This window comes from Coleofasciculus sp. H7-1, assembly GCF_057473865.1.
In genome coordinates, this window is the sequence record NZ_JBYCCT010000071.1 from 27,774 (window position 1) to 51,438 (window position 23,665).

The 23,665-nt window shown below is 45.9% G+C and carries 26 protein-coding genes and 2 pseudogenes; 10 read left to right on the forward strand and 18 right to left on the reverse strand.

The window, feature by feature from the left end; all coding sequences use genetic code 11:
• Positions 1 to 169: 169 nt before the first annotated feature.
• On the forward strand, positions 170 to 421 hold the full coding sequence (locus tag AC2VDX_RS19845; protein ID WP_378184935.1) for a hypothetical protein: 252 nt from the start codon (positions 170 to 172) through the stop codon (positions 419 to 421).
• On the opposite strand, the gene AC2VDX_RS19850 is transcribed toward AC2VDX_RS19845, so the two are convergent.
• Together AC2VDX_RS19850 and AC2VDX_RS19855 are read right to left on the reverse strand one after the other, a co-directional pair.
• Positions 422 to 1,192 (reverse strand): hypothetical protein, encoded by a 771-nt coding sequence (locus AC2VDX_RS19850; RefSeq protein WP_378184983.1) that lies wholly within the window; start codon positions 1,190 to 1,192, stop codon positions 422 to 424.
• Positions 1,193 to 1,393: 201 nt separating this feature from the next.
• Complete coding sequence (locus AC2VDX_RS19855; protein WP_378184933.1) at positions 1,394 to 1,801, reverse strand: hypothetical protein; 408 nt, start codon at positions 1,799 to 1,801, stop codon at positions 1,394 to 1,396.
• Positions 1,802 to 1,887: 86 nt separating this feature from the next.
• Between AC2VDX_RS19855 and AC2VDX_RS19860 the strand changes: the two genes are divergently transcribed.
• Positions 1,888 to 2,550 (forward strand): class I SAM-dependent methyltransferase, encoded by a 663-nt coding sequence (locus AC2VDX_RS19860; RefSeq protein WP_378184931.1) that lies wholly within the window; start codon positions 1,888 to 1,890, stop codon positions 2,548 to 2,550.
• Positions 2,551 to 2,732: 182 nt separating this feature from the next.
• Here the strand turns inward: AC2VDX_RS19860 and AC2VDX_RS19865 are convergent, their stop codons facing one another.
• Complete coding sequence (locus AC2VDX_RS19865; RefSeq protein WP_378184929.1) at positions 2,733 to 3,032, reverse strand: hypothetical protein; 300 nt, start codon at positions 3,030 to 3,032, stop codon at positions 2,733 to 2,735.
• A gap of 422 nt (positions 3,033 to 3,454) precedes the next feature.
• On the opposite strand from AC2VDX_RS19865, the pseudogene AC2VDX_RS19870 reads away from it, so the two are divergent.
• Positions 3,455 to 4,346: pseudogene (locus AC2VDX_RS19870) on the forward strand (LysR family transcriptional regulator).
• A 30-nt stretch (positions 4,347 to 4,376) separates the two neighbouring features.
• Here AC2VDX_RS19870 and AC2VDX_RS19875 read toward each other — a convergent pair.
• From AC2VDX_RS19875 to AC2VDX_RS19885, 3 genes and pseudogenes are all read right to left on the reverse strand, one after another.
• Positions 4,377 to 5,162 (reverse strand): DUF5131 family protein, encoded by a 786-nt coding sequence (locus tag AC2VDX_RS19875; protein WP_378184927.1) that lies wholly within the window; start codon positions 5,160 to 5,162, stop codon positions 4,377 to 4,379.
• Positions 5,163 to 6,056: a three-Cys-motif partner protein TcmP gene (gene tcmP, locus AC2VDX_RS19880; RefSeq protein ID WP_378184925.1), complete on the reverse strand. Its 894-nt coding sequence runs from the start codon at positions 6,054 to 6,056 to the stop codon at positions 5,163 to 5,165.
• A 179-nt stretch (positions 6,057 to 6,235) separates the two neighbouring features.
• Positions 6,236 to 6,454: pseudogene (locus AC2VDX_RS19885) on the reverse strand (EamA family transporter); the annotation flags it as partial.
• Between the two features lie 313 nt (positions 6,455 to 6,767).
• Between AC2VDX_RS19885 and AC2VDX_RS19890 the strand changes: the two are divergent.
• Positions 6,768 to 7,115 (forward strand): hypothetical protein, encoded by a 348-nt coding sequence (locus tag AC2VDX_RS19890; protein ID WP_378184923.1) that lies wholly within the window; start codon positions 6,768 to 6,770, stop codon positions 7,113 to 7,115.
• Positions 7,116 to 7,495: 380 nt separating this feature from the next.
• Here AC2VDX_RS19890 and AC2VDX_RS19895 read toward each other — a convergent pair whose 3' ends face one another.
• Both AC2VDX_RS19895 and AC2VDX_RS19900 read right to left on the reverse strand, forming a co-directional pair.
• On the reverse strand, positions 7,496 to 7,894 hold the full coding sequence (locus AC2VDX_RS19895; protein WP_378184921.1) for a response regulator: 399 nt from the start codon (positions 7,892 to 7,894) through the stop codon (positions 7,496 to 7,498).
• A gap of 571 nt (positions 7,895 to 8,465) precedes the next feature.
• A complete protein-coding gene (locus AC2VDX_RS19900) occupies positions 8,466 to 8,861 on the reverse strand; it encodes a response regulator (protein ID WP_378184981.1) in 396 nt (131 codons plus the stop codon).
• Between the two features lie 165 nt (positions 8,862 to 9,026).
• On the opposite strand from AC2VDX_RS19900, the gene AC2VDX_RS19905 reads away from it, so the two are divergent.
• Genes AC2VDX_RS19905 through AC2VDX_RS19920 form a run of 4 tightly spaced genes read left to right on the forward strand, consistent with a single transcriptional unit; the run spans position 9,027 to position 13,835 of the window.
• Positions 9,027 to 11,564: a DNA gyrase/topoisomerase IV subunit A gene (locus AC2VDX_RS19905; protein ID WP_378184919.1), complete on the forward strand. Its 2,538-nt coding sequence runs from the start codon at positions 9,027 to 9,029 to the stop codon at positions 11,562 to 11,564.
• Positions 11,565 to 11,594: 30 nt separating this feature from the next.
• Positions 11,595 to 11,798 carry a hypothetical protein gene (locus AC2VDX_RS19910; protein WP_378184917.1) on the forward strand — a complete coding sequence of 68 codons (204 nt, stop codon included), beginning with the start codon at positions 11,595 to 11,597 and terminating at the stop codon, positions 11,796 to 11,798.
• A 30-nt stretch (positions 11,799 to 11,828) separates the two neighbouring features.
• The gene (locus tag AC2VDX_RS19915) at positions 11,829 to 13,172 is read left to right on the forward strand and encodes an ABC transporter ATP-binding protein (protein WP_378184915.1); all 1,344 of its coding nucleotides are present in this window, start codon (positions 11,829 to 11,831) and stop codon (positions 13,170 to 13,172) included.
• Between the two features lie 21 nt (positions 13,173 to 13,193).
• Positions 13,194 to 13,835 carry a restriction endonuclease subunit R gene (locus AC2VDX_RS19920; RefSeq protein WP_378184913.1) on the forward strand — a complete coding sequence of 214 codons (642 nt, stop codon included), beginning with the start codon at positions 13,194 to 13,196 and terminating at the stop codon, positions 13,833 to 13,835.
• A 72-nt stretch (positions 13,836 to 13,907) separates the two neighbouring features.
• Here the strand turns inward: AC2VDX_RS19920 and AC2VDX_RS19925 are convergent, their stop codons facing one another.
• Positions 13,908 to 14,558, reverse strand: a complete 651-nt coding sequence (locus AC2VDX_RS19925) for an HAD-IA family hydrolase (protein WP_378184911.1) — start codon at positions 14,556 to 14,558, stop codon at positions 13,908 to 13,910.
• Between the two features lie 66 nt (positions 14,559 to 14,624).
• The gene (queG, locus tag AC2VDX_RS19930) at positions 14,625 to 15,617 is read right to left on the reverse strand and encodes a tRNA epoxyqueuosine(34) reductase QueG (RefSeq protein ID WP_378184909.1); all 993 of its coding nucleotides are present in this window, start codon (positions 15,615 to 15,617) and stop codon (positions 14,625 to 14,627) included.
• A 228-nt stretch (positions 15,618 to 15,845) separates the two neighbouring features.
• On the opposite strand from queG, the gene AC2VDX_RS19935 reads away from it, so the two are divergent.
• Complete coding sequence (locus AC2VDX_RS19935; RefSeq protein WP_378184907.1) at positions 15,846 to 16,280, forward strand: ketosteroid isomerase family protein; 435 nt, start codon at positions 15,846 to 15,848, stop codon at positions 16,278 to 16,280.
• A 24-nt stretch (positions 16,281 to 16,304) separates the two neighbouring features.
• On the opposite strand, the gene AC2VDX_RS19940 is transcribed toward AC2VDX_RS19935, so the two are convergent.
• From AC2VDX_RS19940 to AC2VDX_RS19960, 5 genes are read right to left on the reverse strand one after another with little or no spacing between them, the layout of a single operon-like run.
• Entirely contained in the window at positions 16,305 to 17,027 is a 723-nt protein-coding gene (locus AC2VDX_RS19940) for a molybdopterin-dependent oxidoreductase (protein WP_378184905.1), read from the reverse strand.
• An 8-nt stretch (positions 17,028 to 17,035) separates the two neighbouring features.
• Positions 17,036 to 17,641, reverse strand: a complete 606-nt coding sequence (locus AC2VDX_RS19945; RefSeq protein ID WP_378184903.1) for a cytochrome b/b6 domain-containing protein — start codon at positions 17,639 to 17,641, stop codon at positions 17,036 to 17,038.
• 33 nt (positions 17,642 to 17,674) lie between these two features.
• On the reverse strand, positions 17,675 to 18,367 hold the full coding sequence (locus AC2VDX_RS19950; RefSeq protein ID WP_378184901.1) for a cytochrome c biogenesis CcdA family protein: 693 nt from the start codon (positions 18,365 to 18,367) through the stop codon (positions 17,675 to 17,677).
• Between the two features lie 4 nt (positions 18,368 to 18,371).
• Positions 18,372 to 18,983: a thioredoxin family protein gene (locus tag AC2VDX_RS19955; RefSeq protein WP_378184898.1), complete on the reverse strand. Its 612-nt coding sequence runs from the start codon at positions 18,981 to 18,983 to the stop codon at positions 18,372 to 18,374.
• A 47-nt stretch (positions 18,984 to 19,030) separates the two neighbouring features.
• Positions 19,031 to 19,513, reverse strand: a complete 483-nt coding sequence (locus AC2VDX_RS19960; protein WP_378184896.1) for a hypothetical protein — start codon at positions 19,511 to 19,513, stop codon at positions 19,031 to 19,033.
• Between the two features lie 100 nt (positions 19,514 to 19,613).
• Here AC2VDX_RS19960 and AC2VDX_RS19965 point away from each other — a divergent pair, with 100 nt between their 5' ends.
• Positions 19,614 to 19,799, forward strand: coding sequence for a hypothetical protein (locus AC2VDX_RS19965; protein ID WP_378184893.1), 186 nt, complete (start codon positions 19,614 to 19,616; stop codon positions 19,797 to 19,799).
• A gap of 574 nt (positions 19,800 to 20,373) precedes the next feature.
• Here the strand turns inward: AC2VDX_RS19965 and AC2VDX_RS19970 are convergent.
• The 3 genes from AC2VDX_RS19970 to AC2VDX_RS19980 all read right to left on the reverse strand — a co-directional run bounded on the left by AC2VDX_RS19970 (position 20,374) and on the right by AC2VDX_RS19980 (position 23,619).
• Complete coding sequence (locus AC2VDX_RS19970; RefSeq protein WP_378184891.1) at positions 20,374 to 20,802, reverse strand: ATP-binding protein; 429 nt, start codon at positions 20,800 to 20,802, stop codon at positions 20,374 to 20,376.
• Positions 20,803 to 20,806: 4 nt separating this feature from the next.
• Complete coding sequence (locus AC2VDX_RS19975; RefSeq protein ID WP_378184889.1) at positions 20,807 to 22,555, reverse strand: SpoIIE family protein phosphatase; 1,749 nt, start codon at positions 22,553 to 22,555, stop codon at positions 20,807 to 20,809.
• A gap of 341 nt (positions 22,556 to 22,896) precedes the next feature.
• On the reverse strand, positions 22,897 to 23,619 hold the full coding sequence (locus AC2VDX_RS19980; RefSeq protein ID WP_378184887.1) for a response regulator transcription factor: 723 nt from the start codon (positions 23,617 to 23,619) through the stop codon (positions 22,897 to 22,899).
• Between the last annotated feature and the right edge of the window lie 46 nt (positions 23,620 to 23,665).

Below are 23,665 nucleotides of genomic sequence, written 5' to 3' on the forward strand. Positions count from 1 at the left end.
AACAGATGTGTAGGCTGGGTTTCGTGAACTCAACCCAGCACTGGTGCAGTTTGTTGGGTTTCGCTATCGCTCTACCATTCCCTACGCTTTTTCAAGGGTTTCAGGAGTTTTGGATAGTCTTTCAGCGCTCTGAGGAGGGGAGAGGCAACAGATGTGTAGGCTGGGTTTCGTGAACTCAACCCAGCACTGGTGCAGTTTGTTGGGTTTCGCTATCGCTCTACCATTCCCTACGCTTTTTCAAGGGTTTCAGGAGTTTTGGATAGTCTTTCAGCGCTCCTACTCTCTTAGAGTTTCACTTTTCACTTTCTTCTACTTAGTCCTCAGTCCTCAGTCCTCAGTCCTCAGTCCTTACTCCTCAGTCCTCAGTCCTTACTCCTCAGTCCTCAGTCCTTACTCCTCAGTCCTCAGTCCTCAGTCCTGATTAAGCGGTTTTGAAAAAGCGGATAATTTCGCGGACGTGGTCGAGAAATTGTCCGTCTGCTGTAAGTTGAGCGATCGCATTTTTCGCTTCTCTGGATAAGCGCTCGTGATCGCCTTGGTTTGTGGCTCGCAGTTCTTCGATTGTGGCATTCAGGCGGGCTAATTCTTTGCGAGTCTCATCGAATGAGCGCTGTTGAGTGGCGACAAAAGAGTATGCTTCTTCAGGATTCATTTGCGCTTCTAATTGCCTGACGGCAGACTCTAAATTATCAAAGCGATTGCGGAGTTCCCAAATATCTTGGCGGGGATACTGGAATTCTTGGCGAATCATCGACAAGCGGGCGGCTAAATATTCGTAGGTTCGCACGGCGGGACGCAAAGCCGTTAATAGTAAAGCGGCACCGGAACTGACGTATCCAACGGCACTGATGCCCGTTGCGGCTAGAGTATAAAGACCGGCAGCAGAGAGAAAATGGAGGGCGATCGCTACCCAAAATGACCGATTTGCGATAACTTTGGCATACTTAACTTGCTTCTCGTCAATCGCAATTCCTTTTTCTGTTGACAGTGCTGCTTCTGCGATGACTTCTTTAGCGTCAAAATGGATATTCCACGGAACTGTCACAATCACCAGCAGCCACCAAAAACTCGCCGCACCAATTACCCAATCGATAAAGTTACCCGCTGGCACATTTACCCCTTGCAATACGCCAAAAGCCACCAGCACCAAAACCACCAGTCCCACGCTGAAACCAATAAAGTTGAAATACATCTCAGTCATCTCTGCTGTCGAGGAATTGCCTCAATCCTGGCTGGTGATAGCTGTGGCAATAGAGCGATTTGTGCTAGTTTGGCAACTTTCACATGAGGCTTGATTTTTAAACCGCAAAGACGCAAAGAACGCAAAGGAAAGAAAGAAAACGATGGGACAGGATAATAGAAATTTATTAAATATTAATGGCTCAAAATTGGTTTATTGAATCAACCAAGTGCGCCAAGTCGGTTCAGTGTTTGTGCTAGTAGATCGAGGAATCGCCAGACGCCAAGTTTTGCCTTCGATTTGGCGTTGCAAGTAGACATCAAAGTGGTTTTGTTGTTGAGTTATCTGATGGCTGGGACGTTGCAGGGTAAAGTTGTAGGTGCCTTGGATGTGGTAGGCGGGTAACTTTTGAATCAATAAAGGTTCCTCGTGAGTAACTCGTATTTGAGCGATTTCAAAGCTGGAGGGTTGCTGGAATAACTGCTGACTCAGCTGCTTTTGGGTTTGACTGACTTGAAGCGCGATCGCTTTCTGCACCAGTTGACCACTTGGTGCTGCTACACCAACGCCGCAAGCTGTCAGCAGTCCCAGCAAAATCACTATCAAAATAATTCGCAGCATAGCGTTTAACTTCTCCTCTATTTCCTACGGATCGCAGCCGGAACGATAGGATAGGCTGTGTGCGTTCTTCGAGTTCTAAATCCATCATGTCAAAAAAGACCCTTGGCTTAGATGACCAGCTTTACGATTACCTACTTTCTTCATCGTTGCGAGAACCAGAGATTCTGCGCCGTCTGCGGGAAGAAACTGCAAATCATCCCTACGCAATGATGCAGATTTCCCCAGAACAAGGGCAATTTATGGCGCTGTTGGTTCAGCTAATGGGGGCAAAGAAAACGCTGGAAGTGGGTGTCTTTACTGGCTACAGTTCTTTGTGCGTGGCTTTGGCACTTCCCCCAGATGGCAAGATTATTGCTTGCGATGTCAGTGAAGAGTTCACCTCGGTAGCGCGGCGCTATTGGCAGGAAGCTGGCGTGGCGGACAAGATCGATCTGCGATTAGCACCGGCGCTGGAAACGCTAGATCAATTGTTGGCACAAGGACAAGCAGAACCGTTTGACTTTGCCTTCATTGATGCCGATAAGGGCAATTATGACGGGTATTATGAGCGATCGCTCCAGCTACTTCGTCCCGGTGGCTTGATTGCAATTGATAATGTTTTGTGGAGTGGACGAGTTGCCGATCCTCAAGTTCAGGATAACAGCACCCAGGCAATTCGAGCTTTTAATCAAAAATTACACCATGATGAACGGGTTTCTCTGAGTCTTGTTCCCATAGCAGATGGATTGACCTTAGCGGTTAAGCGATAAGGAGATCGAAGATACTTCGCAAGAAGAATGCTGATGACAGATGAGAAACTTGCTCACTTTAGTGAGCAAGCTAATCTAGATAACTATTTCGCGTATCTACACCCATTTCAACGGTTTAAAATCAATATCCAGTTGAGCTAAAGCTAACTTTAAGCTCCCTGATTCTAATGTTTTGTCTTATTTCAAAACATTGAATTATTGTTTCTGTGGTACCTTCTTTCAATCCATTCCAGCATATCAACTTCACAACCAAAAGTTGCAGAGCTGCCGCTGAAAGGATCGTAGGCTTCCCACCAGATATTCCCAAAGCGGTCGGAACGCTTCCAAACTTTTAGTTCTGGCTCCTTAGTAAAGAATGTAACTAAATGCTGCCAAATACTATTCAGAATAGAAAATACTTTGGTTTCCTTGACAGGCTGCTCCTCTTGAATGTAAAGAGCTTCTAGCCTTTCTCTATCAAAACAATTTTCTGAAGTTTTCATAATAAATCTCTTCGGATTCAAGGTAGAATGAATTTCGGATTGTGCTGCACAAAAGTACGCTTGACAAACTTATTTGCTTAGCAAGGTTCTCGGCATTGATTCCGCCGCAACTGATGAATATTAATTTCAGAGTACAGTTGAAGATTAGAAGGTTACTTCCTCCAGTAGAATCACCTGAATGGGTGATGTGGAACTAGAGAAAAACCTGGAAAATACCGACCAAGCCAACCAAAAATTCTAGATTGCACAACCTAAATTCGCTGACAAATTAAATGTAACTTTTGGTTATTTGATAGACAAAGCAATATTTGCATAGCTTCTATGAATAAAATTCATATATAAAGATGAAATGATTTAACTGGGTTTGCGACAATGCATACACCGCTTGCATAACCGCCATGAATGAAATCAATAGAAGCCGGATGAAGCTTTCCCAGATTCGTGCTTTAGTCGCAGTGGCAGACTACGGCAACTTCAGCTTATCAGCCTTGCAGTTGGAGGTATCGCAGTCAGCAGTCAGTCATGCGATAGCGAGTCTTGAAGAAGAATTGGGAGTCGTATTACTGGCTCGCGGTCGTTATGGAGCGCGTCTCACCCCAGTCGGAGAGGGAGTTACGGCTCATGGTCGTAAATTGCTACAACTTTTAGAAGCAATGGAGAAGGAAGCCAATTTAGAAAAAGGCTTACAGGGTGGAAACGTGCGGGTTGCCTGTTTTCGGAGTGTGGCGACTCATATTCTCCCAACAGCGATCGCTCGATTTCGCAGTTGCTTCCCCAATATTACTGTGAGCATCGTTGATGGTGATGACTACTCGCGTGTAGGAGATGCTTTGCGTGCAGGTTATGCCGATATTGGCTTTATCTATTTACCTGCAGGCACATGAATTTGAAACTTGGGAAATTTTGCGGGATGATTATGTTCTCCTACTCCCGCCAAAAACTAATTTAAGAAGTGCCAAAATTACCTGGAAGCAGTTAGCCACTTATCCTTTAATTATTAGTTCTGGCATTCCCTGCAATGAGTGGATTCGCAAATATTTGTCAATTGCAGAATACCCGCTCAACATTGCTTATGAAATTAAAGAAGACTCCACCATCGTCAGCATGGTTTCCCAAGGTTTAGGGGCGGCAATTCTCCCTCGTCTGGCTGCCGAACCTGTACCCGCTGGGGTGCGCGTGTGCAGCTTGCCAGCACCTCTAGAGCGGGTAATTGGGGTAGCGCTTCTAGCAAATGCCCTTCATACTCCAGCCGTCTATGCATTTCTAGATGCTATCCGGAATACAGGACGCTTTGCGGCTAAAGCAGCGGTTTGATTTAAGTTAAGGGGAGAGTGCGAGCGAAGTTTAAGTGAGAACCATTTTAGGTGGCTCTGGTCTGATAGCCGACTCAAAGTGCTGCTTAGAATCCCTTACGATTTGCTGAGTGATAGGCATTTCATCCCATGTCCGGTCTTCAAGTAATCGCCCAGCTTTCTTTTTATTAGTTCCGCCCCATTGTTTGAAAAAGAAAGGCACTTCAGCCTTTTGACATTGATCGCGGATATCAATAACCCATGCTGGGTCTATATGTCTAGCTTTGGGTCCCGACTCACCTCCGACAATGACCCAATCTATTCCTGTCAAATTGAGGTCATGTAATGGTCCTAAAAGGGGTTCAAGAGAGAGAAACTTGATTTTTGCTCCACTTTGACGCAGGTGATCGATCCGAAATATGTAGTTCTGATTTTCAACACTCACTCCCATCCAAATATTAGGCATCCAAGGGAGTTCATCGCTTATTTCTATAAGTCGCTCTGATCTTTTAGTTAAAATTTGAAAACGATGCCAATGAGCTTTTTGCATCACTTCAAAAACTTTCCTAATAAACTCAATGGACACATCCCTATGAAATAAATCACTCATTGAGTTTACAAATATAGTTCTCGGCTTCTTCCAGTGTACTGGCAACTCCAATGTATGTTCATGTAATGTGACCTTAAAACCATTTTTATAATTGGGTTGCCCCATTGCTTGAAGACGCAACGCCATTCTCTCAGCGTAACAGTGACTGCACCCAGGACTTATCTTTGTACAGCCTGTTAGAGGATTCCAAGTAACCTCAGTCCATTCAATATGTGATTTTGTGTTCATTTATTCTCTCCTCAATATATCTTGAGCGATTTTAATGGCGGTCGGTGTTCCCCGTTGATTGCTAGATGCAAAACATAGAAGATATAGAGGGTTATTCTTAGAAGTAAATAAAAGTCTTGGATTATCTGCAACTCCCGCAAATATAGTCTTTAAGCGTTCAATAAAATAACTTTTTAACGAATCAAAATTTGCCTTTTTCACTATGACTGTTTCTTCTCCAAATAATCCTACTCTTCTTTCTTCTGCATAAAACAAGTTGTACCAATCGTCTGTACCAATTATTATATCTATTTTCTTGCGGCATGAATCATTAATTTTGCCGTCTTTTTTAAGAAGTCTATTGAGTGCTATACCTATTGGAAAAAGATACCAGAGATCAATAGCTTGTGTTCGGGCAATAGCTTCAACTGTCTGCCAAGGAACTTGCATCCCATAAGGATCTAAAAATAAAACAGCACGCTCACTTTTTTCAAGCCAATTCTGGCTATCACAAATTTCTCTGATAAACAAGTTTGCATCTGAATTCTTTAATAAAATATCTCTGTTGGGAAAGTCCAGTTTTAAGGTTTCTAGCTCTTCAAATCTTTTTTTATCTCTTTCCACAAAGATATATTTTGTAAATTCGGGATTGACTTGAAGCGCAATTCGTGCAGAACCTTGTAAGTTTTTCTTTGATTCTTCTTCAAAAGTCCCGGTGAATAGCGATAATTGTGATTGCTGTTCTGATTGCTCATTCTGCTTAAGCGTTAGCCATCCAGTTCCTGCAAAGGCATCTATGTACATATATTGCTTGAACTTCTGATTCCTCATAATTGTTGTATATGCTTTGAGGTATTTGCGTACACGTTCCAATTTGTCAGTTGTCCAATTACCACCAAACATCTCTAACTCCATCAATTAGTTTCTTTCTTAAATTAATGCTCTACTAAAGCAAAATAGTACAGCGATGTATTTGGCGAAACTCTGTTGTAGCCAGATGTCAATTGTAGATACTGGCAAAGACAGCTAAAGTGATCGCTTGAGCCATTCTATACCCAGAAAGTAGCGATCGCTTCCCAACCAAACACCTATTCCTACCGGAGGCTAAATAGCACCGCGACACCGCCTAGTGCAACTAAAACGCCTAAGATAGCTCGAAAACTGACAACATTACCCATCCAAATCGCTAGAGGTAAAATAAACAAAGGGCTAGTAGAACTTAGCGTTTGGGCAATTCCGGCGGGGGCGAATTTCAGAGAAGTTTGTTGCAGCCAGATGCCGAGATAGGTGCTGAATAAGGCGGTTATGGCGATGACTTCCACGATGCACCAAGATTGGAACGGTTTAAGCCAGCCGTTGACTTCTCATGCAAAAATTTGTAATCCAATTAAAAAAAATTGTTAAAAATAGCATCCCTGTTTTTTGAATTGGTCATCCTGATGTAAATTTTACCGAAAGGCATACCCCTAAGTTCAGGCTGCACACTTCTTTTGGCGGATATTTCTCGCTTAGCAAACATTGTATAGATTTACTTCAGCGGGATGCCAAAGATGTTAGCAATGTGACCATACTATTCTTTAACAATTGGTAGGATTCAGCAAGAAAGAAAATATTGAGGAGACTGCTATGAACTATACCTTTGAAATTTTAGGGGTATCTCCCATTCTTTATTTCTTCAACCATCAACAGGAAATTATTCAAGCAGAGCCACATAGAGCCGAATACTTAGGAAGCCCTAAATGCACGCTGGATGCTTTTCTGGAATCAGTCGAAACGGTTCCACCCAAGCGAGGCTGGAATTTAGAAGAGGTTTTGGATACGATCATAGACTTTTGGCTGAATAATTCTGACAATATCCAATATTGGAACAAGCGCCTTAAGGATGCTGGCAAAGAGAATTTGGTAGTCGCAAGAGTTGCCGATATAAAGGCATTACGGGCGGAGTTTGACTCCTTATTGGGTCAAAATTTTTAACTTATTCAGCATAATCGCACCTAGACGTAGGCGCGAGTCAGTATTACTCGCGCTAACTGCTTGCGGCAGCGCCAACAAAGGTCGCATCATTGAGGCATTCATGGGGAACAAACAGCGAAGAAAGCCCAGACGTTACGCTTGCCCGACAGGTCGGCGCTTCGCGATCGCACTCTAACATGGGGCACGATTGGTCAGTCCTTAAAAATTGCCACCCATCTACTATTTCTGAAATAATACAAGTGTACTAAACTAGGTTTTACCTAACCAAAGACAGAACCTGAGATACTCAAGTCTTGGAGACAGCCGTCACAAAAGGTTTTGAAGCAAGAGCGAAAGCAACTCACCTGCATGAAGTTTGCACCGCACGATTAACATCAAAACTACTTTTGTTGTATCAGTGCCAGAATTTTATCCACAAACAGTTGATGATCGACAACTGGTTTAGAAATGTATTCATCGGCACCACTTTGCTGGAGGAAATTTTCGCGATCGCCTTCCATTGCATTAGCTGTCACCAGAATAATCGGTAGATTGGCAGTTTGGGGGTCAGCTTTTAATATTTGGGTGATTTTTATGCCATCCACTGATTTACCTTGGTAAAAACTGTTTGTTAAGGAAACATCCATCAAAATAATGTCAGCCTCCTTAGATTGGGCAATTTGAATTACTTCTTCTACATTTTCAGTATGTTTGACTTGCAAACCGGCTCGCTTTGTCAGGATTTTAGAAAAAACCCGAACATTAATCGGCTCGTCTTCTACAATCAAAACGGTTTTCATCGAGTTTTTCCCTTCAATAGCGTTTTTTTGCAGAGTCGTGGTCGTGGCTTTTTGGTTCAAGCCTATTATGAAAAATTCTTTCTTACGTTGGCATTTATCGCCTAATTTGTCATCAATCGCAATATGCAATTTTTCTGTTGTCAATAAATGGAAATAGAACTTATGGCAAAACAACTGAACCGACTTTCGACTGGACAGTTTTTCTAGACAGGATTACACGCAAAGATGCAACCGTCATATTTTGAAGATGCCCTTGAATATGCCATGAGCGCGATCGCGCCCTCGTGCCTTACCAAAGTCCGCGACAGTTTAAATCCCAGTTCGTGGGATTAACGCCAGATCGTCCCTCCTGTAGGTTTGCCGGAGTTGTCGGGGGATGCGAGTCACGCCAGGTAAAGAAACCACCCCCCAGGATTCCTTAATTAATACAAATGTACTAAACTGGTGGCAACACAAGAGGGCAAAAGCTGAAAGGCAAGCAGCCACCAGAGAGCCTTCACAATAGAAATGGAAGACCTTGATTTCAACTCAGGGCGGTAAAAGCCCGCCCTATGCCTGCAACATAAAAGTATTATTGTGGCAACAATGCCTTGATTTGCTCCACAAACAGTTGATGATCGACAACTGGTTTAGAAATATAGCCATCGGCACCACTCTGTTTGAGGAAATTTTCGCGATCGCCCTCCATCGCGTGAGCCGTAACCAGGATAATAGGCAAACTAGCAGTTTGCGGGTCAGCCTTCAACATCTGCGTGATTTTTATGCCGTCAACCGACTTACCCTGGTAAACACTATGTGCCAGGGAAACATCCATCAAAATAATGTCAGCCTCACCGGATTGGGCAATTTGCATTACCTCTTCCACGTTTTCGGTATGCTTAACTGCCAAACCGCCCCGCTTGCTCAGAATCTTAGAAAAAACCCGAGCATTAATCGGATCGTCTTCTACAATCAAAACGGTTTTCATCAAGTTTTTCCTTTCAATGGCGCTCTTTGGAAGAGTCGTGGTCATAGCTGCGGTTCCATACTACTGTGAAAGGTTCTTTGTCACGTTGCCATTTGTGACGCTATCGGTCATCAATCTCCAGATGCAAAAAAATTTTACGTTTTCAGGAAATAGGGAATAAAACTCATGGCGAAACAACTGAACCTTTTGGCAACCGGACAGATCATCCCCACGCCTTTACACGCGGAGATGCAACGGTCTTATCTTGAATATGCCATGAGTGTGATCGTCGGGCGTGCATTACCCGATGTCCGCGACGGTTTAAAGCCGGTGCATCGGCGCATCTTGTATGCGATGCACGAACTCGGACTGACGCCAGACCGCCCCTACCGCAAGTGCGCTAGGGTGGTTGGGGATGTTTTGGGCAAATATCACCCACATGGCGACCAGGCGGTTTATGACGCCTTAGTGCGTCTGGTGCAAGAATTTTCCAGCCGCTATCCCCTCCTCGGCGGTCATGGCAACTTTGGGTCGGTGGATAATGACCCACCTGCGGCGATGCGTTACACGGAAACGCGACTGGCTGCAATTAGTCATGAAGCGCTTCTGAGTGAAATTGGCGAAGCCACAGTTGACTTCATCGGCAACTTTGACAATTCCCAACAGGAACCAACCGTACTGCCAGCTCAGCTGCCAGTGTTGTTACTCAACGGGTGCGCTGGAATTGCCGTCGGCATGGCAACGAATGTGCCGCCGCACAACTTGGGTGAGGTGGTGGATGGTTTAATTGCCCTGATCGAGCGACCCGATCTCCCAGACGAGAAGCTATGGAAGCTAGTTCCGGGGCCAGATTTCCCCACGGGAGGCGAAATTGTCGGGACAGAGGGAATTCGGGAAGCTTACAACACGGGTCGCGGTAGCATCACCGTGCGGGGAGTCGCCAAGATTGAGGAAATCGCGGCAAGTCGGGGACGACACAAGCGGACGGCAATTGTGGTGACGGAATTGCCTTTCCAGGTGAATAAGGCGGGTTGGATTGAGAAGGTAGCGGAACTGGTCAATCAGGGTCGAATCGAAGGGATCGCGGATCTACGGGATGAAAGCGATCGCGAAGGAATGCGCGTGGTGGTGGAACTGAAACGAGACACCAATCCTCACCATGTCCTCGATCAACTCTATAGACAAACAGCGCTGTGTACCAATTTTGGCGCGATCCTGTTGGCGTTGGTAGATGGGCAACCGCGTCAGCTCACGTTGCGCCAGCTGTTGGAGGAATTTCTCAAGTTCCGAGAACAGACGCTGACTCGGCAGTATACCTACGAATTGGGTGAGGCAGAACGACGCATTCACGTTGTGGAAGGGTTGCTGGCGTCTTTAACCGAGTTGGATGCGGTGATTGAAATTCTCCGGAATGCTCCTGATGGTAGCACCGCCAAGTTAAGGCTACAAGAACGGTTGAATATCAGTGAGGTTCAGGCGGATGCTATTTTGTCAATGCCCCTGCGACGCCTCACTGGCTTGGAACGGCAAAATTTACAAGCTGAGTTTAAGGAGTTGTCAGAGAGAATTCATCTGTTGCAACTCCTGCTGAGCGATCGCGGCGAACTCCTAAAAGCTTTGAAAAAAGATTTGCGATCGCTCAAACGCAAATTTACCGATCCGCGTCGCAGCAAGATCCTGACTGGGGCGAAAGAATTAAAGACTCAGCCACCAGAAAAAAAACCAGACTCAAAAGGCAAAACTCACAAGTCAGAAGCCAAAAACTCTACTCAACCCGCACTCCTCACTCCTGGGCACTTAGAAGAAGAGGCAGTTCTGGAGTTTACCCAGCGCGGATATGTCCGGCGCTTACCTAAAAATGGGAATAAATCCGCGTCTGGGAAAGGCGATGGCGGCAGTCGTCCGGATGATTTTGTCGTCAAAACTCAGCACACTTGCACCCAAGCCGAGTTAGTGGTAGTCAGCAGCGGCGGCAAAGCTTACCCTATCAAGGTTGGTGAGATTCCAGCAACCGGGAAGCAATCGCGGGGAACGCCGCTGATTGGCTTGCTGTCCAACTCAGCTCAAACTGCGGCAGAAACGATTGTCTCCAACTTTTTCCTGCCTGAAGATCCGCAAAGTGCCGATTTAATTTTGCTTAGCGAACAGGGGAGAATCAAGCGCCTGCCTCTGGTAGAACTGGCTAACCTCACCAGTCGCGGCATCACGCTCATGAAGCTGAAAGAAGACGATCGGTTAAAGTACGTCAATCTGGCTAGAACCGGCGAACAGCTCGTCTTGGCGACTGGGGGTGGGCGTTTGCTGCGGCTTCAAGTCAACGATGACCATCTACCCTTGATGGGACGCACGACGATGGGGGTGCAGGCGATGCGGCTGCGGCGTTCCGAGCAACTGGTAGGAGCTTTAACGCTGGGTGATGATGAAAACATTTTAATCGTTTCCCAGTTGGGGTATGCCAAACGCCTGCCGATGAGTACGATCCGACTGGCAAATCTCGGCGATCTTGGCACTCAGTCACTGCATTTTACAAGCAAAACCGATGCTATGGCAGCGATGGTCGCGGCTCCAGCAAAGTCGAAGATAATCTTGCTGACAAGCGCCCAGCGAAAGCCCGTGCAAATGCCGGTGGATTCGATGCAGTTGCGGGGTAAAGATGGGACGGGCGATCGCTTGATCGAACTCAACCCGGACGAAAAAATTATTACTGTCGTCCTTTGTTCGTAGTTCGGGGTTCGGGGTTTATGGGAAAGGGCGATGAATCCCGAACTCGGAGCAATTCAGGACTCGCCGCACATCACCACATCTATGAGGGCAACCACAGGGGGATTGAACCGACAAGAACGCTATATGTATAAGCTTTGCGTAAGTCCTGCAATTAATTCTTTTCCATCACAAAATTCCCTATTGCTTTGGTTCTCAGATTCTCCTGAGAGTGTTGTGCTGCAAGTCAGTGATTGAAAATAGATTCAGTAGTGGGTATTAATAGCCGTGGCACAAGTTGTTATAGAAAACGTTTACAAAAGCTTTTCCGCTCGTCAAGGGGAAGTTGTCGCAGCGATCGCGCCAGAACCTCTGCTGACGCCAGTGGATGACGGGTCCCTGGTTGTAGATGATAAACCTTCGCCTCCATCTGGAGCTACGAATGTCTTGCGACGGATTAACCTGACGGTGCAAGATGGCGAGTTTATGGTGTTGGTTGGTCCTTCCGGTTGTGGCAAAAGTACGCTGTTGCGGCTGATTGCGGGGCTGGAAGAATTGACGGGGGGCAATATCCGGGTGGGGGACACTCTAGTGAACGATTTGCCGCCAAAGGAACGAGACATCGCAATGGTGTTTCAAAACTACGCCCTCTATCCCCACATGACGGTGTATGACAATATTGCCTTTGGACTGCGGCGCACGGGGCGTACAGGAGTGGGGGCGCAGAGGAGTGGGGGCGCAGAGGAGGGGCATCCTGCACTCAACCCACAGTCCTCCTTGCCCATTTGGGCGGAGAATCTGTTAGTGGAAATGACGCGATCGCTTCCAAAAGGTCTTCGCTATCTGCCTGCGCGAGAAAAAGCGATTAATGAGCAGGTGCGAACGGTTGCTCAATTGTTGCAAATTGAGCCGCTCTTAAACAGGTTGCCAAAACAACTATCGGGAGGACAAAAGCAACGAGTCGCATTGGGACGAGCGATCGCTCGCAATCCTCAAGTATTTTTAATGGATGAACCCCTCTCAAACTTAGATGCCAAACTTCGGGCAGAAACTCGCGCCCAAATTGTTAAATTGCAGCGACAGCTTGGCACAACAACCATTTACGTCACCCATGACCAAACGGAAGCGATGACAATGGGCGATCGCATTGCTGTGATGAATCACGGGAAAATCCAGCAAATCGCTGCACCGTTGGAACTTTACAACCACCCAGCCAACCGTTTTGTCGCAGAATTCATTGGTTCGCCGCCAATGAATTTTTTGCCGGTGCAGGTGAAAGCACCGCTACTTATTACCCATTCTCAATTTCGGCTCACTCTCCCCGATATTTGGGCGTCAGCACTGCAAAAATACGATGGGCAATCCCTGACTTTAGGCATCCGTCCCGAACACTTAATCATTGGCGTTCCCGCCCCCAAAAATCTACAGGTGCGAGTAGATTTGGTGGAAGCACTAGGTAACGAAACTTATTTATCTGTCACTTTGCTGGAGTCAGCGATCGCGTATTCCTTACAAGTACGGATTCCACCAGACAAAGCGGTGCGAATAGGCGATCGCTTGTGGTTATCGCTGATGCCTGAGAAAATCCATTTCTTCGATCCGCAGACTGGCATCGCAATTCCCTCTTGTTAGTTAATTACCTGAAATAAAAGCATGACAACTCTCAATGCCCGCAATTTATCTCTAGATGATATTCATCGTCTTTTCGGCTTCCATAAACAGTACAACGGCTCCTTCACACCCTTATTATCTCTAGAACCACTAACAGAGTTTGAGCAGCAGGAACTTGTGCAAATTCGGAATGACTTTGAGCGATACCTGACAGCAGGAAAAGTTTCAGAAGGACAGGTAAAGCTTCTTACCGTTGCTCCATTACTGCGATTAGCTGGCTTCTATCGCTACCCTATTCAGATTACCTTAGAAGAAAACATCGCAGATATCAATATCACCGATGAAGACACCATCATTACAGGACGGTTTGATATTTTAGCAGTCAATAAAACTCCCCAGACAACAGCTAACGTATCTTTTTGGGTTTTGGTAATTGAAGCTAAAAATAGTCAGGTTGAGGCTTTCACTGGTTTACCTCAACTGCTTACCTATGCCTATAAAAGTTTAGAACATCAAACATCAGTTTGGGGGTTGACAACAAATGGACTGCGATATCAATGGGTGTATATCCAGCGGGGAAATCCCCCGACTTATCTGCTAATGCCAGAGTTGAACTTGATTGATTCTGAGCGTTTAATCCAATTACTACAAGTTCTCAAAGCTATCTGTAAGGTAATAGGCTAGTCAGTATTTATCTAATACTAGGACAGCAGAGCGGCGTGTCCTAACAATAACTTTAGAGAGCCGCATCCATCTTTACAATGGCTGTTTTTGTAAGCTTCCTATAACTTCTAACAGTTCGCTAGGTTTGTCAATCAAAAAATCTGGGTGATGTTTGGCTAAAACTTCTTTTGAATTAAAACCCCAACTGACTGAAATTACTTTTATCCGACTTTTTCTTGCCGCTTCGATATCTCTTGTTTCATCTCCAACATAAACCATATCACTAATTTGAATATTTTGTTTCTTTGAAAAATTATTAATTACTTTGTGCTTTCCAAAAATTGTTGGGGCTGAATAAATAAAATCAAATAATTCTATAAAATTATTCTCCTTCAAAAAAAGCGTAACATTCTCTTTAGAGTTAGACGTGATAATTCCTAATTGATTACCTTGAGCTTTAAGCTCGGTAAAAGTTTCTTTAATCCCTGGGAAAGGTTTTAAATCTTGAATCTGATTATTTAATCTTATTCTAACTTTCCTAAGTAAAAATGGTAATTTAAAGATGGAAACGCCAGAGAATTGAATAATTTCTCTAGAACTTAAATTTTTAATCTTTTCGATATCTTCTAGACTGGCTGGCTGATATCCGAATTCTACAGCTAAACGATTAGTAATATTCACGACGGCATCGAGGCTATCAGCAATTGTGCCATCAAAATCAAAAATTATGACTTTTAGGGTCATCGTTTTGGGTGTATCTCAACTTGGGATGAATTTTGTCTAGTGTAGTGCCTACTTGCTCACACTATTTCATGCATCAGGTGAAGCATTTGAATCCAAATTTGCCCTAGCATTGCGCCGCAACATCTCCGGTTTTATCCGCCGTAGCGCTGAGGCGGGAAACCGACGATCCCACTCTTCATCGGAAATTTCCGCTAATTCGGTCAGAATCGGAGCTACATTTCCAGAATAAGGCTGAAACTCGGCAACATCCGTAGGCTGAGAAAAACGCTGATTCCAAGGGCAAACATCCTGGCAGATATCGCAACCGGCAACCCAGCCTTGCATCGGAGATGGAATAGCCTGTACTCCGTCCCGCTTCGCTAACGGCATCGCTTCGCTTAGCGCATCTGGTAACTTTTCAGCCCGATTCTCAATTGTGTGGTAAGCGATGCACCGATTGGCGTCTACGACAAAGGGCTGGGTAATTGCACCCGTGGGACAAGCATCTATACAACGAGTACAAGTGCCACAGTGTTCAGTATGGGGCAAGTCAGGCGTTAAGTCGAGGTTGGTCAATACTTCCCCTAAAAATACCCAAGAACCATACTCTCGCGTAATGACATTTCCATTCTTGGCAATCCAGCCAATTCCAGCTTGCTGTGCCCAAACTTTATCTTGCACGGGGCCAGTATCAGCATAGTAACGCGCAGAGATGCCTTCTCCCTGCTCTTGCAGCCAAGTGGTGAGTGCTTTCAGCTTTTTATGGAGAATTTTGTGATAATCCCGTCCCCAGCCATAGCGGGAGATTTTGGCGTATTCGCTGCCATTCGGACGCTGGTGAGGCGTGTAATAGTTGAGGGCAATACAAATTAGCGATCGCACTTCTGGCATTACTAGATGGATATCTTGCCGCTTAGGATTCGCCATCCATTCCATATCCGCCTGATAGCCTTGTGCCAGCCACGCCTGCAACCGCTGTACTTCCACCTCTGCCCCATCTACAGCCGCGATTCCCGCCTTGTGGAATCCCAATTCCAAGGCTTTTTGTTTCACTTCGCTACTACTGACGGGTACTTTCACAGGCAACGATGGCGAACTGGCAAGTCAGCGCAACGCGCGATCGCATCTGACCCGAATCATTATAGTTTCTCGGATTTCGGTTTGGGAAAGTTTAATTAAAGTTTGTAAATCAATATTGAAACCAGTCAAGGCGCAAAACCGGGAAATTTCTGAAGAATCCCTCCATAAGCGCAGGTGTAAACCTGCTTTTTTGTTTAATATTGATCGGTGTGATTTGCCGGAAATGCCATGACACCAGCTGACGACCTACTTTTAACTTCCGAATCTGAATCCACCACCGAGCTGACAATTGCCGGAATAACAGAGCCTGTCGTGCTACGCTATTTTGAAACGATGAATGCAGGCGACTTTGAGGCAACTGCTGCTTTGTTTGCAGAGGATGGGGCAATGAATCCCCCGTTTGAGTCGCCCATTGTGGGGCATGATGCGATCGCATCCTACCTGCAAGCAGAAGCCAAGGGAATGACTCTCTCTCCCCGTGAAGGAATTAGCGCAACTTTAGAGGATGGTGACACGCAGATTCAGGTTAGCGGTAAAGTCCAGACTCCCGTTTTTGGAGTCAATGTCTCTTGGATATTTATCCTCAACCAAAAGCAGGAAATTGTCTACACCAAAATCAAACTTTTGGCATCTCCTCAAGAGTTACTAAATTTACGACGCTAAGCCTTTTAAAATAATCAAGCTTGCCTACAGCCCCCCAAACCACTCATAACCTTGGTCTTCCCAATAACCCTTAGCGGGTGACAAATTGCTGACTAGCATAATGTGAGTCACCCACTTACTCTGCTTGTAGCCAAGTTTAATTGGTGAAGCCAACCGTAGAGGCGCACCATTATCAACTGATAAAGGTTGACCATTTTTTTGATAAGCCATTAAGGTTTGGGGATGCAGGGCTGAAGCAATATCCCAGCTTTCGTAGTAGCCATCAGCAGACTTAAAGTAAACGTAGCGGACATTTGCTTTCGGTTGCACCAAAGCCACTAAATCCTGCAAGCGTATACCACCCCATTGTACAATTGCCGCCCAACCCTCGACGCAAATATGGCGAATTGTCATCGAAGTTAGGGGCATTTTTTGAATATCTGCCATGCTTAATTGCAGCGGGTTGTTAACATCACCGTCAATCGTTAAACTAAACTTTTCCGGGTCAATTTGTGGGGTTAAGTCAAACGTATTGATTAGCAGCGCATCTGGCTGAATTGCACTGGCAGGAAATTCAGGAACAGGCTTTTGAGGGTTTAATAGTAAAGTTTCAACACTTTGGTTGAGGGGTTCAAAGGTTTTACCGGCGATGTCTTCAAAAAGACTTGAACCGCAACTACTCAGAAGTAAACCCATGCCAGAAATTCCAGATAACTGAATCAGTTGGCGGCGGGTTAATAGGCGACGGGGAACTTGAATCGGATGCATAAAATACTTTACCAAAACATTGATTCGAGCAGACGGGAACCTCCTACTTTTAGCCCCAGTAAGGAGTGGGCGATCGCAAAAATCACCACCGTCGGTACTGTCATAAAGTGAACTACCCGCAGTGCCTGCCAACTACCAAATATATCAACAATCCAATGAAATTGTGCTGGCTTATACATCCCAAGACCGCTCAGTATGGCAAGCAGTAAGATAGGAATAATAGCAGTATAAACTAATCGATGCCATGCATAAGTCTGGCGTTTTGGGTTCTGACTTACTTGCAGCGCTTTCAGGTCATTGGAACCAATAAATCGACGCTTCCAACGCTTGGTGATAAAAATATATAATCCATACCAAAGCAAATTTAACGCAAATAGCCACATGGCAGCAAAATGCCAATGTCTACCTCCACCTAGCCAACCACCTAGTACAAACAAAGGCGGAAAATGCCAACCACTACGTCCACCAAAAACTGGATTCGCATTGTAAATTTGGAGTCCGCTGGTAATCATGAATAGCAAGCTAATGATATTAATCCAATGAAATATCTTGGCAAGAATTGCTTGATTTGGTAGGCGACGAGTTGGAGTTCGGGCGGGAGTAGAAGAAGTCATAGATATTAATCAGTTAGGATTTTTTGAATGATTTTATAGGGGTAGAGGTGGAAATAGAGGGGCTAGCCAAAGCTGTACCTGTACATCCCAACCAAGGAGAATAGCGATCGCACCCGCTGCCACCAATACGCCACCCACTCGCTGCAAAACTGTACTATAGGAGCGTAAGCTTAGCAATTTGCGGCTGAGATAGCGACCTCCGTAAGCGATCGCCAGCAGCGGTAACGCCGCCCCTACACCATAGGCAACCAGCATCGCAAAGGAACCTGCAACCTGATGTTTGACAGCCGCCAAAACTAGAATACTAGCCAGAACTGGTCCCGCACAGGGAGTCCAAAGCAGACCCAACTGGGTTCCCAGCCAGAATTCTCCGAATAATCCTACCCGTGCGGGTTCTGGCATCCAATTGCCCAGATGTAAGTAAGCAAACAGGCGGTAACTCCATTGGGGGAAAATAGATAGCACACCCATGACTAGGAGTAAAGCGATCGCTACATTGCGTAGTACGCTAGCTAATCCGGCAAACCAGCTTGCCGTCACCCCCAGTAAACTACCCGCTACCGCAAAACCCGCTATCAATCCAGCCATTAAAGCAACGGGACCGTAGCGATGTGAAAAGAGCGATCGCCCCAACAGCACTGGCAGAATCGGCAACACGCAGGGTGAAAGCACGGTCAAAATTCCCCCCAGCAAGGCAAGACCAATCGATAGGGTAGAAACACTCATCGATCTACCCTAATAGTTGGCGAATAGTCTGTTCAGTTTCCTCATAAGCGCCTTCCCCAATATGGTCGTAGCGCCCAAAACCCTGACGATCTGCCAAAAATAGGTGAGGCCAATATTGGTTGTTGTAAGCGTTCCAGGTTTTGAACTCGTTATCTAGGGGAACCGGATAAGCGATTTTGTGTTGCTTTAGCGCTCTTTTGACATTGTTTGCATCCCGTTCAAAGGGAAACTCAGGCGTATGAATGCCAATTACCTTGAGTCCTTGAGCTGCATATTCCTGATGCCAACGGGTAATATACGGTAGGGTGCGCTGGCAGTTGATGCAAGCAAAAGTCCAGAACTGCACCAGCACAACTTTGCCTTTGAGGTCTGAAGTTTTCACAGGATCAGAATTAATCCACTGACTAATTCCCTGAAACTCAGGTAAAGCCTTATCCGCTGTAGGTAAGGCAGCAACAGCATCGGGAGTTGACGCAGCGCTTCTCGTAGAAGTCAACAAGGTAGAGGTATCGGTTTTTCTGGAACTTTTGAGGGTTGTCGTTGCTAAACCCGCTCCCACAACTCCCAACCCAAAATACCAAAGTAACTGGCGTCGCCGTAGCAAGTTCTTGTCCATCAAACACTCTCCCCTAGTTACTATTGGAAAAAATGGGTAGAGTGCTACTAGGGCTTGCTGGTCTTGGATGCTTGCATCATCGCATCACCTTGTTTGATCATCGCGTCACCCTGTTTGAGCATGGCAGCATCATTTTTCATCATGCCCTCACCTTTTTTCATCATGCCCTCACCTTTTTTCACCATGCCTTCGCTTTCTTTTTTCATCATGGCGTTGGTATCGGTTTTTAGCATGGCGTTGCCTTTATTCATCATGGCTTTACCTTCTTTCATCATGGCATCGCCATCTTTTTTCATCATGGCGTCATCTTTTTTCATCATGGCATCGCCATCTTTTTTCATCATGGCGTCATCTTTTTTCATCATGGCATCGCCATCTTTTTTCATCATGGCATCACCAGGCTGACTGCTATCGGCAGCAGGAGAAGCACCAGGAGCAGCCTGATTGTTGCTGGCAGGAGTGCTGGAACAAGCAGTTAGGCTAGCAGTCAGGGTCAAACTAGCGATCGCGCAAAATACTTTCCAATTCATAGTTTTTTTCCAATTTTTAGGTAAGCTGACTTAGCGAAACATCACCACGCCATCAAGACTTTATTATGGTGATTGTATTTAGCTAAAATCTTAAAGCAACATGAGAGCAGCATTAGAACTTGGTTCTGGAATTGAATTTCCCTTGACGCTATCTAGCCCTTCAGATCCCCGACTTCTTGGAGAAGTCGGGGATCTCGACTTCTTGGAGAAGTCGGGGATCTCGACTTCAAGAATCATTTTGGACTGCTATATAACAATCGATTTGAACTGCGATCGCTTGGCTTAGGTAATGGATAATCGGTAATATAGCAATCCTTTTAGGATTTTTATAGCAATCCTAAATTATTCATGAAAATGATTGCTATAAAATCCTCTTCTTTCTCTTTTTCGCTTGTCTTTGGCAGTTCGTTTAAAAAATATCTACCTAATCAAATATTTAATTCAAATTTGTTTTAATCAATTATTATTAGTAATTAAGTAGGTAGACCTAATTAAACTAAAAATTTTATGTAGGTTGAACCTTGGGAACGTAGGCGCGTTCATGCCGTAAGGCTTTAGCCTTCAAGGGAGAGTAACCCAACCAAAACAAGGGAGGCGTTGGGTTGAGCCTTTAAGCTCTACCCAAGCTACAAATCTTACCCTCTACCCATCCTACAAATAATTAAGTCCGTCTACTTATTAATAATTTGTGTTTGAAATTATTAATATTAACTCCAGATCGCCCAGGCTAGCCTAGCTGAATTGCCTGTAACAGTTGAGAAACCCAGGCTATCTAGCTTAATCGGGAAAGCTCTATTGAAGACTGATGAATCTAACTTTTGGGCACCCTGATGGGATAAAAGACCATCAATCCCAACGTGCTATGCTTTTGTGGCTTCTGGCAAACTCGCTTCTAACTTCAAACAGTTGCGACCGTTTACTTGTAAGCGATACTCTACCCGATCCATTAACCTGTTCATAATCAGCCACCCATAACCGCTTTCCTGTTTATCATCAGGGTTGGGCGGGAGATAAGTTGATAAGTCAAATCCCTGACCGTGATCCCAAATTTCTAGAGCAATATCCCGATTTTTTAACTCTAGGCGAATTAGCACGGGCAAATTTGGTTGCTCCTTATGAGCATGACGCACCACGTTCGAGTATGCTTCCACCAAAGCCAATCGCAAGCGATTCGATTGACGAGGCCAATCCACCGAGTCGGTCAGTTCGACTTCCAAACATCCCAGAAGCCAGCTTTCAACAATTGTTAAAAACTTCAAATCACTTGGTACGTGCAGCTCCGTTTTCATGTACTTAAAGAACCTCCAGAGAGAGTATGGTTTGGTCGTCTTCCTGAACGTTATTGGTGTGTTCTCGAATCCGCGCTAGTAAGTTAGTCAAATCGAAAGGCACTGGCTCAAGGCATACGAGTTTCCAAAGCCCATCTTGTGTCAGCATACTACTCGTACCTTCAAAGCTGCCAGTGTTACCCTCTGCCGTCGGCGCGATTTGCGAAGCAGTATACCGAAGGCTACTTTCTTGGGTGACAGTCGCCTCGGTAATCCCGTCACTCGTCAGTAGCAGAATTTCACCTGAATTTAAGGTCAGTTGCCCCTGCTTGGCTTTCCAGATGGGTAAAATCCCCAAAGGGATGCCGCGAGTCTTGAGAAAATTCGGTTCCAGCGCCGAGTCTGAAGTAGGTGCCGCTCTTTGTTGCACGACTTCCCGATTCGACCAGACTAAGGGATAGATGTGACCGGCGTTGGCATACACTAGCTCTTGAGTGGCTGGGGTATAACGAGCCAGCACCATCGTGATAAAGCAGTTGGTACTGACTAGATCGTTGGACATAATGCTGTTAAGATTCCGCATGACGACATCTGGCTCCGGAGAAATTTCCTGAGCTAGTTCCCGACGCAGAATCGAAATTGCACTTGCCATAAATAGAGCCGCTGGGACGCCTTTACCAGAGACATCTCCGACTCCTATCCAAACATCGCCTTGGGGATGGACGTACACTTCAAAAAAATCACCCCCTACTTCTCTGGCGGCGACGCAGCAGGCTTGCACCTGCATCCCGTCTACTTCAGGCCAACTTTGGCGGAGGAGGTTGTTTTGAATTTGACGAGCAACTTCTAGTTCGGCACGCATTTGCTGAGCCTGCTGCTGCGTGCGCTGGTAGAGTTTCGCCTGAGAAAGTGCCAAAGCGGCTTGTTCGGCGACGCCTTCTATCAGCTGAACTTCTTCGGGTGCCCAGAGGCGATCGCTATTTTCTTGATAGAGGCAGAGAACCGATAGCACCTGCTGCTGGAAGATCAGCGGCACCCCCAACTGAGTGTAGCTTGTTCCCCCTTGTTCGCCTTGAGCGAGTTGGATCTTACGACTTTCCAGGGCTGCTTGCAGTAAAGAGTCTGAGTCGTGTTGGGGCAATGGGGGTTCCGGATTCTCGGCTTGGGCATTGGGATCTGGGTAGAAAAAAACTTCGCTTGTCAAGCGATCGCTCTCCACGGGTCGCAAAATGCAACAGCTAGCCTCAAAAGCTTGACCAATGGTATTGGCAACTGTTTGCAGCATACTCTGGTAATCCAGCGACTCCCGAATTGCCGTTGTCACTGCATTGAAGAGTTCTTCTCGGCGCAAGGCGCGGCGCAGTTCGTTCGTCCTTTGCTTTAGCACTCGGTAAGTTTCCGAGGCTTGTTGAACCACTGCTTTCAGGTTCTCCGGGTTCCAGGGTTTGGTGATGTATTTGAACACCTGACCGGAGTTAATCGCATCCACCAAATCTTCGACATCAGTGTAGCCGGTTAGGAGAATCCGAATGGTATCGGGAAAGCGCTCAACTGTTTTACTTAAGAATTCGGTTCCATTCATTTGGGGCATGCGCTGGTCGGAAATAATTACAGCCATTTCCCCTTCCGTGTCCAAAACTTGGATGGCGCTGAAGGCACTGTCGGCTTTGAAGACGCGAAAATCTCGCCGAAATGTCCGATAGAGTAAATCTAGGTTGTCATGCTCGTCATCAACCACCATCAGTTTGAGTTTGCTCCCTTCTGCCTGACTCATCGGCCCACTCCGCTTCCCGCTTAATTAGATCATCGACAGCTTGAGGGGAATTTCACCGCTCATCCCTTGCCTTGATACCGCCAACCGGATCAAACTCCGGTAATCGCTTTTATTTCTTGAGATGCTGTTGATTGATGATTCGATAGAATAACAGCTTTGAGGGCATTGTGAGGTACGCCCGTTAATAAGGTTATTACTCGATCAACTGACTGCGGGTAAAATCCCAGTGCCAGGATACAGAGGTGAGCATAGCTGCTTTTGTTGTGGCAGCTACAGAGGGTTCACCGATGTCAAGCAGAAGTCAACTCATAGCGATCGCCCGCTCCACAGAAGAGCGGTGTTTATCCGACTAAGCCAGAGCGTAGGGCACGCACCGCCGCTTGGGTGCGGTCATCGGCACACAGCTTGTTCAAAATATTCCGGACGTGGGTTTTGACGGTTCCTACAGTGATGTAGAGCTTTTCAGCGATCGCTGCATTGCTGCACCCTTCGACAATTAGTTGCAAAACTTCTAATTCCCGTTCCGTCAGCGGATAAGCTTCAATTAGCTGGCTGTATTCCGGTTCGGTGGCATTGATAATCACCGTTTTGGATACGGTTGCTTGATCCAATCCTGTCTGACTAGCTCTAGTCTGCTGCAAGACAACCCGGGCGATCGCTGGATCGATCCAGCCGTTGCCTTCGTGCGTCACTTGCAACGCTTCCAGCAACTTATCAAAACTAATGTTTTTCATGCAGTAGGAATCTGCACCCGCTGCAAATGCCGCCAGTACTGCTTCTTCGTCATCCTGTAAAGTCAACACCAATATCTTGGTGTGACCCCCATCCTCCGAAGCCGCCTGCCATTCCCTAAACGTCCTCGTCAATTCAATTCCGTCCATATCGGGCAGACCAATATCGACAATCGCCACATCTGGCTTGGTCGTTTCCAGTAATTTCAGACCTTCAGTGGCATTGGCAGCCTCGCCCACAAATTCAATTTCTCCACGCTGTTGCAGCGCTGTCCGGATGCCGACCCTAGTCAGGTCGTGGTCTTCAATTAAAGCGACGCGAATTTGACTCATCTTCTACTTCCACACTTTGCAATTCTATTGACTTTCTAAAAATAAA

Excerpts from the sequence above, each read along its gene's own strand:
- AC2VDX_RS19895 (WP_378184921.1), bottom strand. The coding sequence starts at position 7,894 with ATGAAAACCGTTTTGATTGTAGAAGACGAGCCGATTAATGTTCGGGTT.
- AC2VDX_RS19905 (WP_378184919.1), top strand. The coding sequence starts at position 9,027 with ATGGCGAAACAACTGAACCTTTTGGCAACCGGACAGATCATCCCCACG.
- AC2VDX_RS19900 (WP_378184981.1), bottom strand. The coding sequence starts at position 8,861 with ATGAAAACCGTTTTGATTGTAGAAGACGATCCGATTAATGCTCGGGTT.
- AC2VDX_RS19875 (WP_378184927.1), bottom strand. The coding sequence starts at position 5,162 with ATGAACACAAAATCACATATTGAATGGACTGAGGTTACTTGGAATCCT.
- AC2VDX_RS19945 (WP_378184903.1), bottom strand. The coding sequence starts at position 17,641 with ATGACTTCTTCTACTCCCGCCCGAACTCCAACTCGTCGCCTACCAAAT.
- tcmP (WP_378184925.1), bottom strand. The coding sequence starts at position 6,056 with ATGGAGTTAGAGATGTTTGGTGGTAATTGGACAACTGACAAATTGGAA.
- AC2VDX_RS19910 (WP_378184917.1), top strand. The coding sequence starts at position 11,595 with ATGAATCCCGAACTCGGAGCAATTCAGGACTCGCCGCACATCACCACA.
- AC2VDX_RS19950 (WP_378184901.1), bottom strand. The coding sequence starts at position 18,367 with ATGAGTGTTTCTACCCTATCGATTGGTCTTGCCTTGCTGGGGGGAATT.
- AC2VDX_RS19920 (WP_378184913.1), top strand. The coding sequence starts at position 13,194 with ATGACAACTCTCAATGCCCGCAATTTATCTCTAGATGATATTCATCGT.
- AC2VDX_RS19850 (WP_378184983.1), bottom strand. The coding sequence starts at position 1,192 with ATGTATTTCAACTTTATTGGTTTCAGCGTGGGACTGGTGGTTTTGGTG.
- AC2VDX_RS19925 (WP_378184911.1), bottom strand. The coding sequence starts at position 14,558 with ATGACCCTAAAAGTCATAATTTTTGATTTTGATGGCACAATTGCTGAT.
- AC2VDX_RS19960 (WP_378184896.1), bottom strand. The coding sequence starts at position 19,513 with ATGAATTGGAAAGTATTTTGCGCGATCGCTAGTTTGACCCTGACTGCT.
- AC2VDX_RS19940 (WP_378184905.1), bottom strand. The coding sequence starts at position 17,027 with ATGCATCCGATTCAAGTTCCCCGTCGCCTATTAACCCGCCGCCAACTG.
- AC2VDX_RS19865 (WP_378184929.1), bottom strand. The coding sequence starts at position 3,032 with ATGAAAACTTCAGAAAATTGTTTTGATAGAGAAAGGCTAGAAGCTCTT.
- AC2VDX_RS19965 (WP_378184893.1), top strand. The coding sequence starts at position 19,614 with ATGAGAGCAGCATTAGAACTTGGTTCTGGAATTGAATTTCCCTTGACG.
- AC2VDX_RS19935 (WP_378184907.1), top strand. The coding sequence starts at position 15,846 with ATGACACCAGCTGACGACCTACTTTTAACTTCCGAATCTGAATCCACC.
- AC2VDX_RS19955 (WP_378184898.1), bottom strand. The coding sequence starts at position 18,983 with ATGGACAAGAACTTGCTACGGCGACGCCAGTTACTTTGGTATTTTGGG.
- AC2VDX_RS19970 (WP_378184891.1), bottom strand. The coding sequence starts at position 20,802 with ATGAAAACGGAGCTGCACGTACCAAGTGATTTGAAGTTTTTAACAATT.
- AC2VDX_RS19975 (WP_378184889.1), bottom strand. The coding sequence starts at position 22,555 with ATGAGTCAGGCAGAAGGGAGCAAACTCAAACTGATGGTGGTTGATGAC.
- AC2VDX_RS19890 (WP_378184923.1), top strand. The coding sequence starts at position 6,768 with ATGAACTATACCTTTGAAATTTTAGGGGTATCTCCCATTCTTTATTTC.
- AC2VDX_RS19860 (WP_378184931.1), top strand. The coding sequence starts at position 1,888 with ATGTCAAAAAAGACCCTTGGCTTAGATGACCAGCTTTACGATTACCTA.
- AC2VDX_RS19980 (WP_378184887.1), bottom strand. The coding sequence starts at position 23,619 with ATGAGTCAAATTCGCGTCGCTTTAATTGAAGACCACGACCTGACTAGG.
- AC2VDX_RS19855 (WP_378184933.1), bottom strand. The coding sequence starts at position 1,801 with ATGCTGCGAATTATTTTGATAGTGATTTTGCTGGGACTGCTGACAGCT.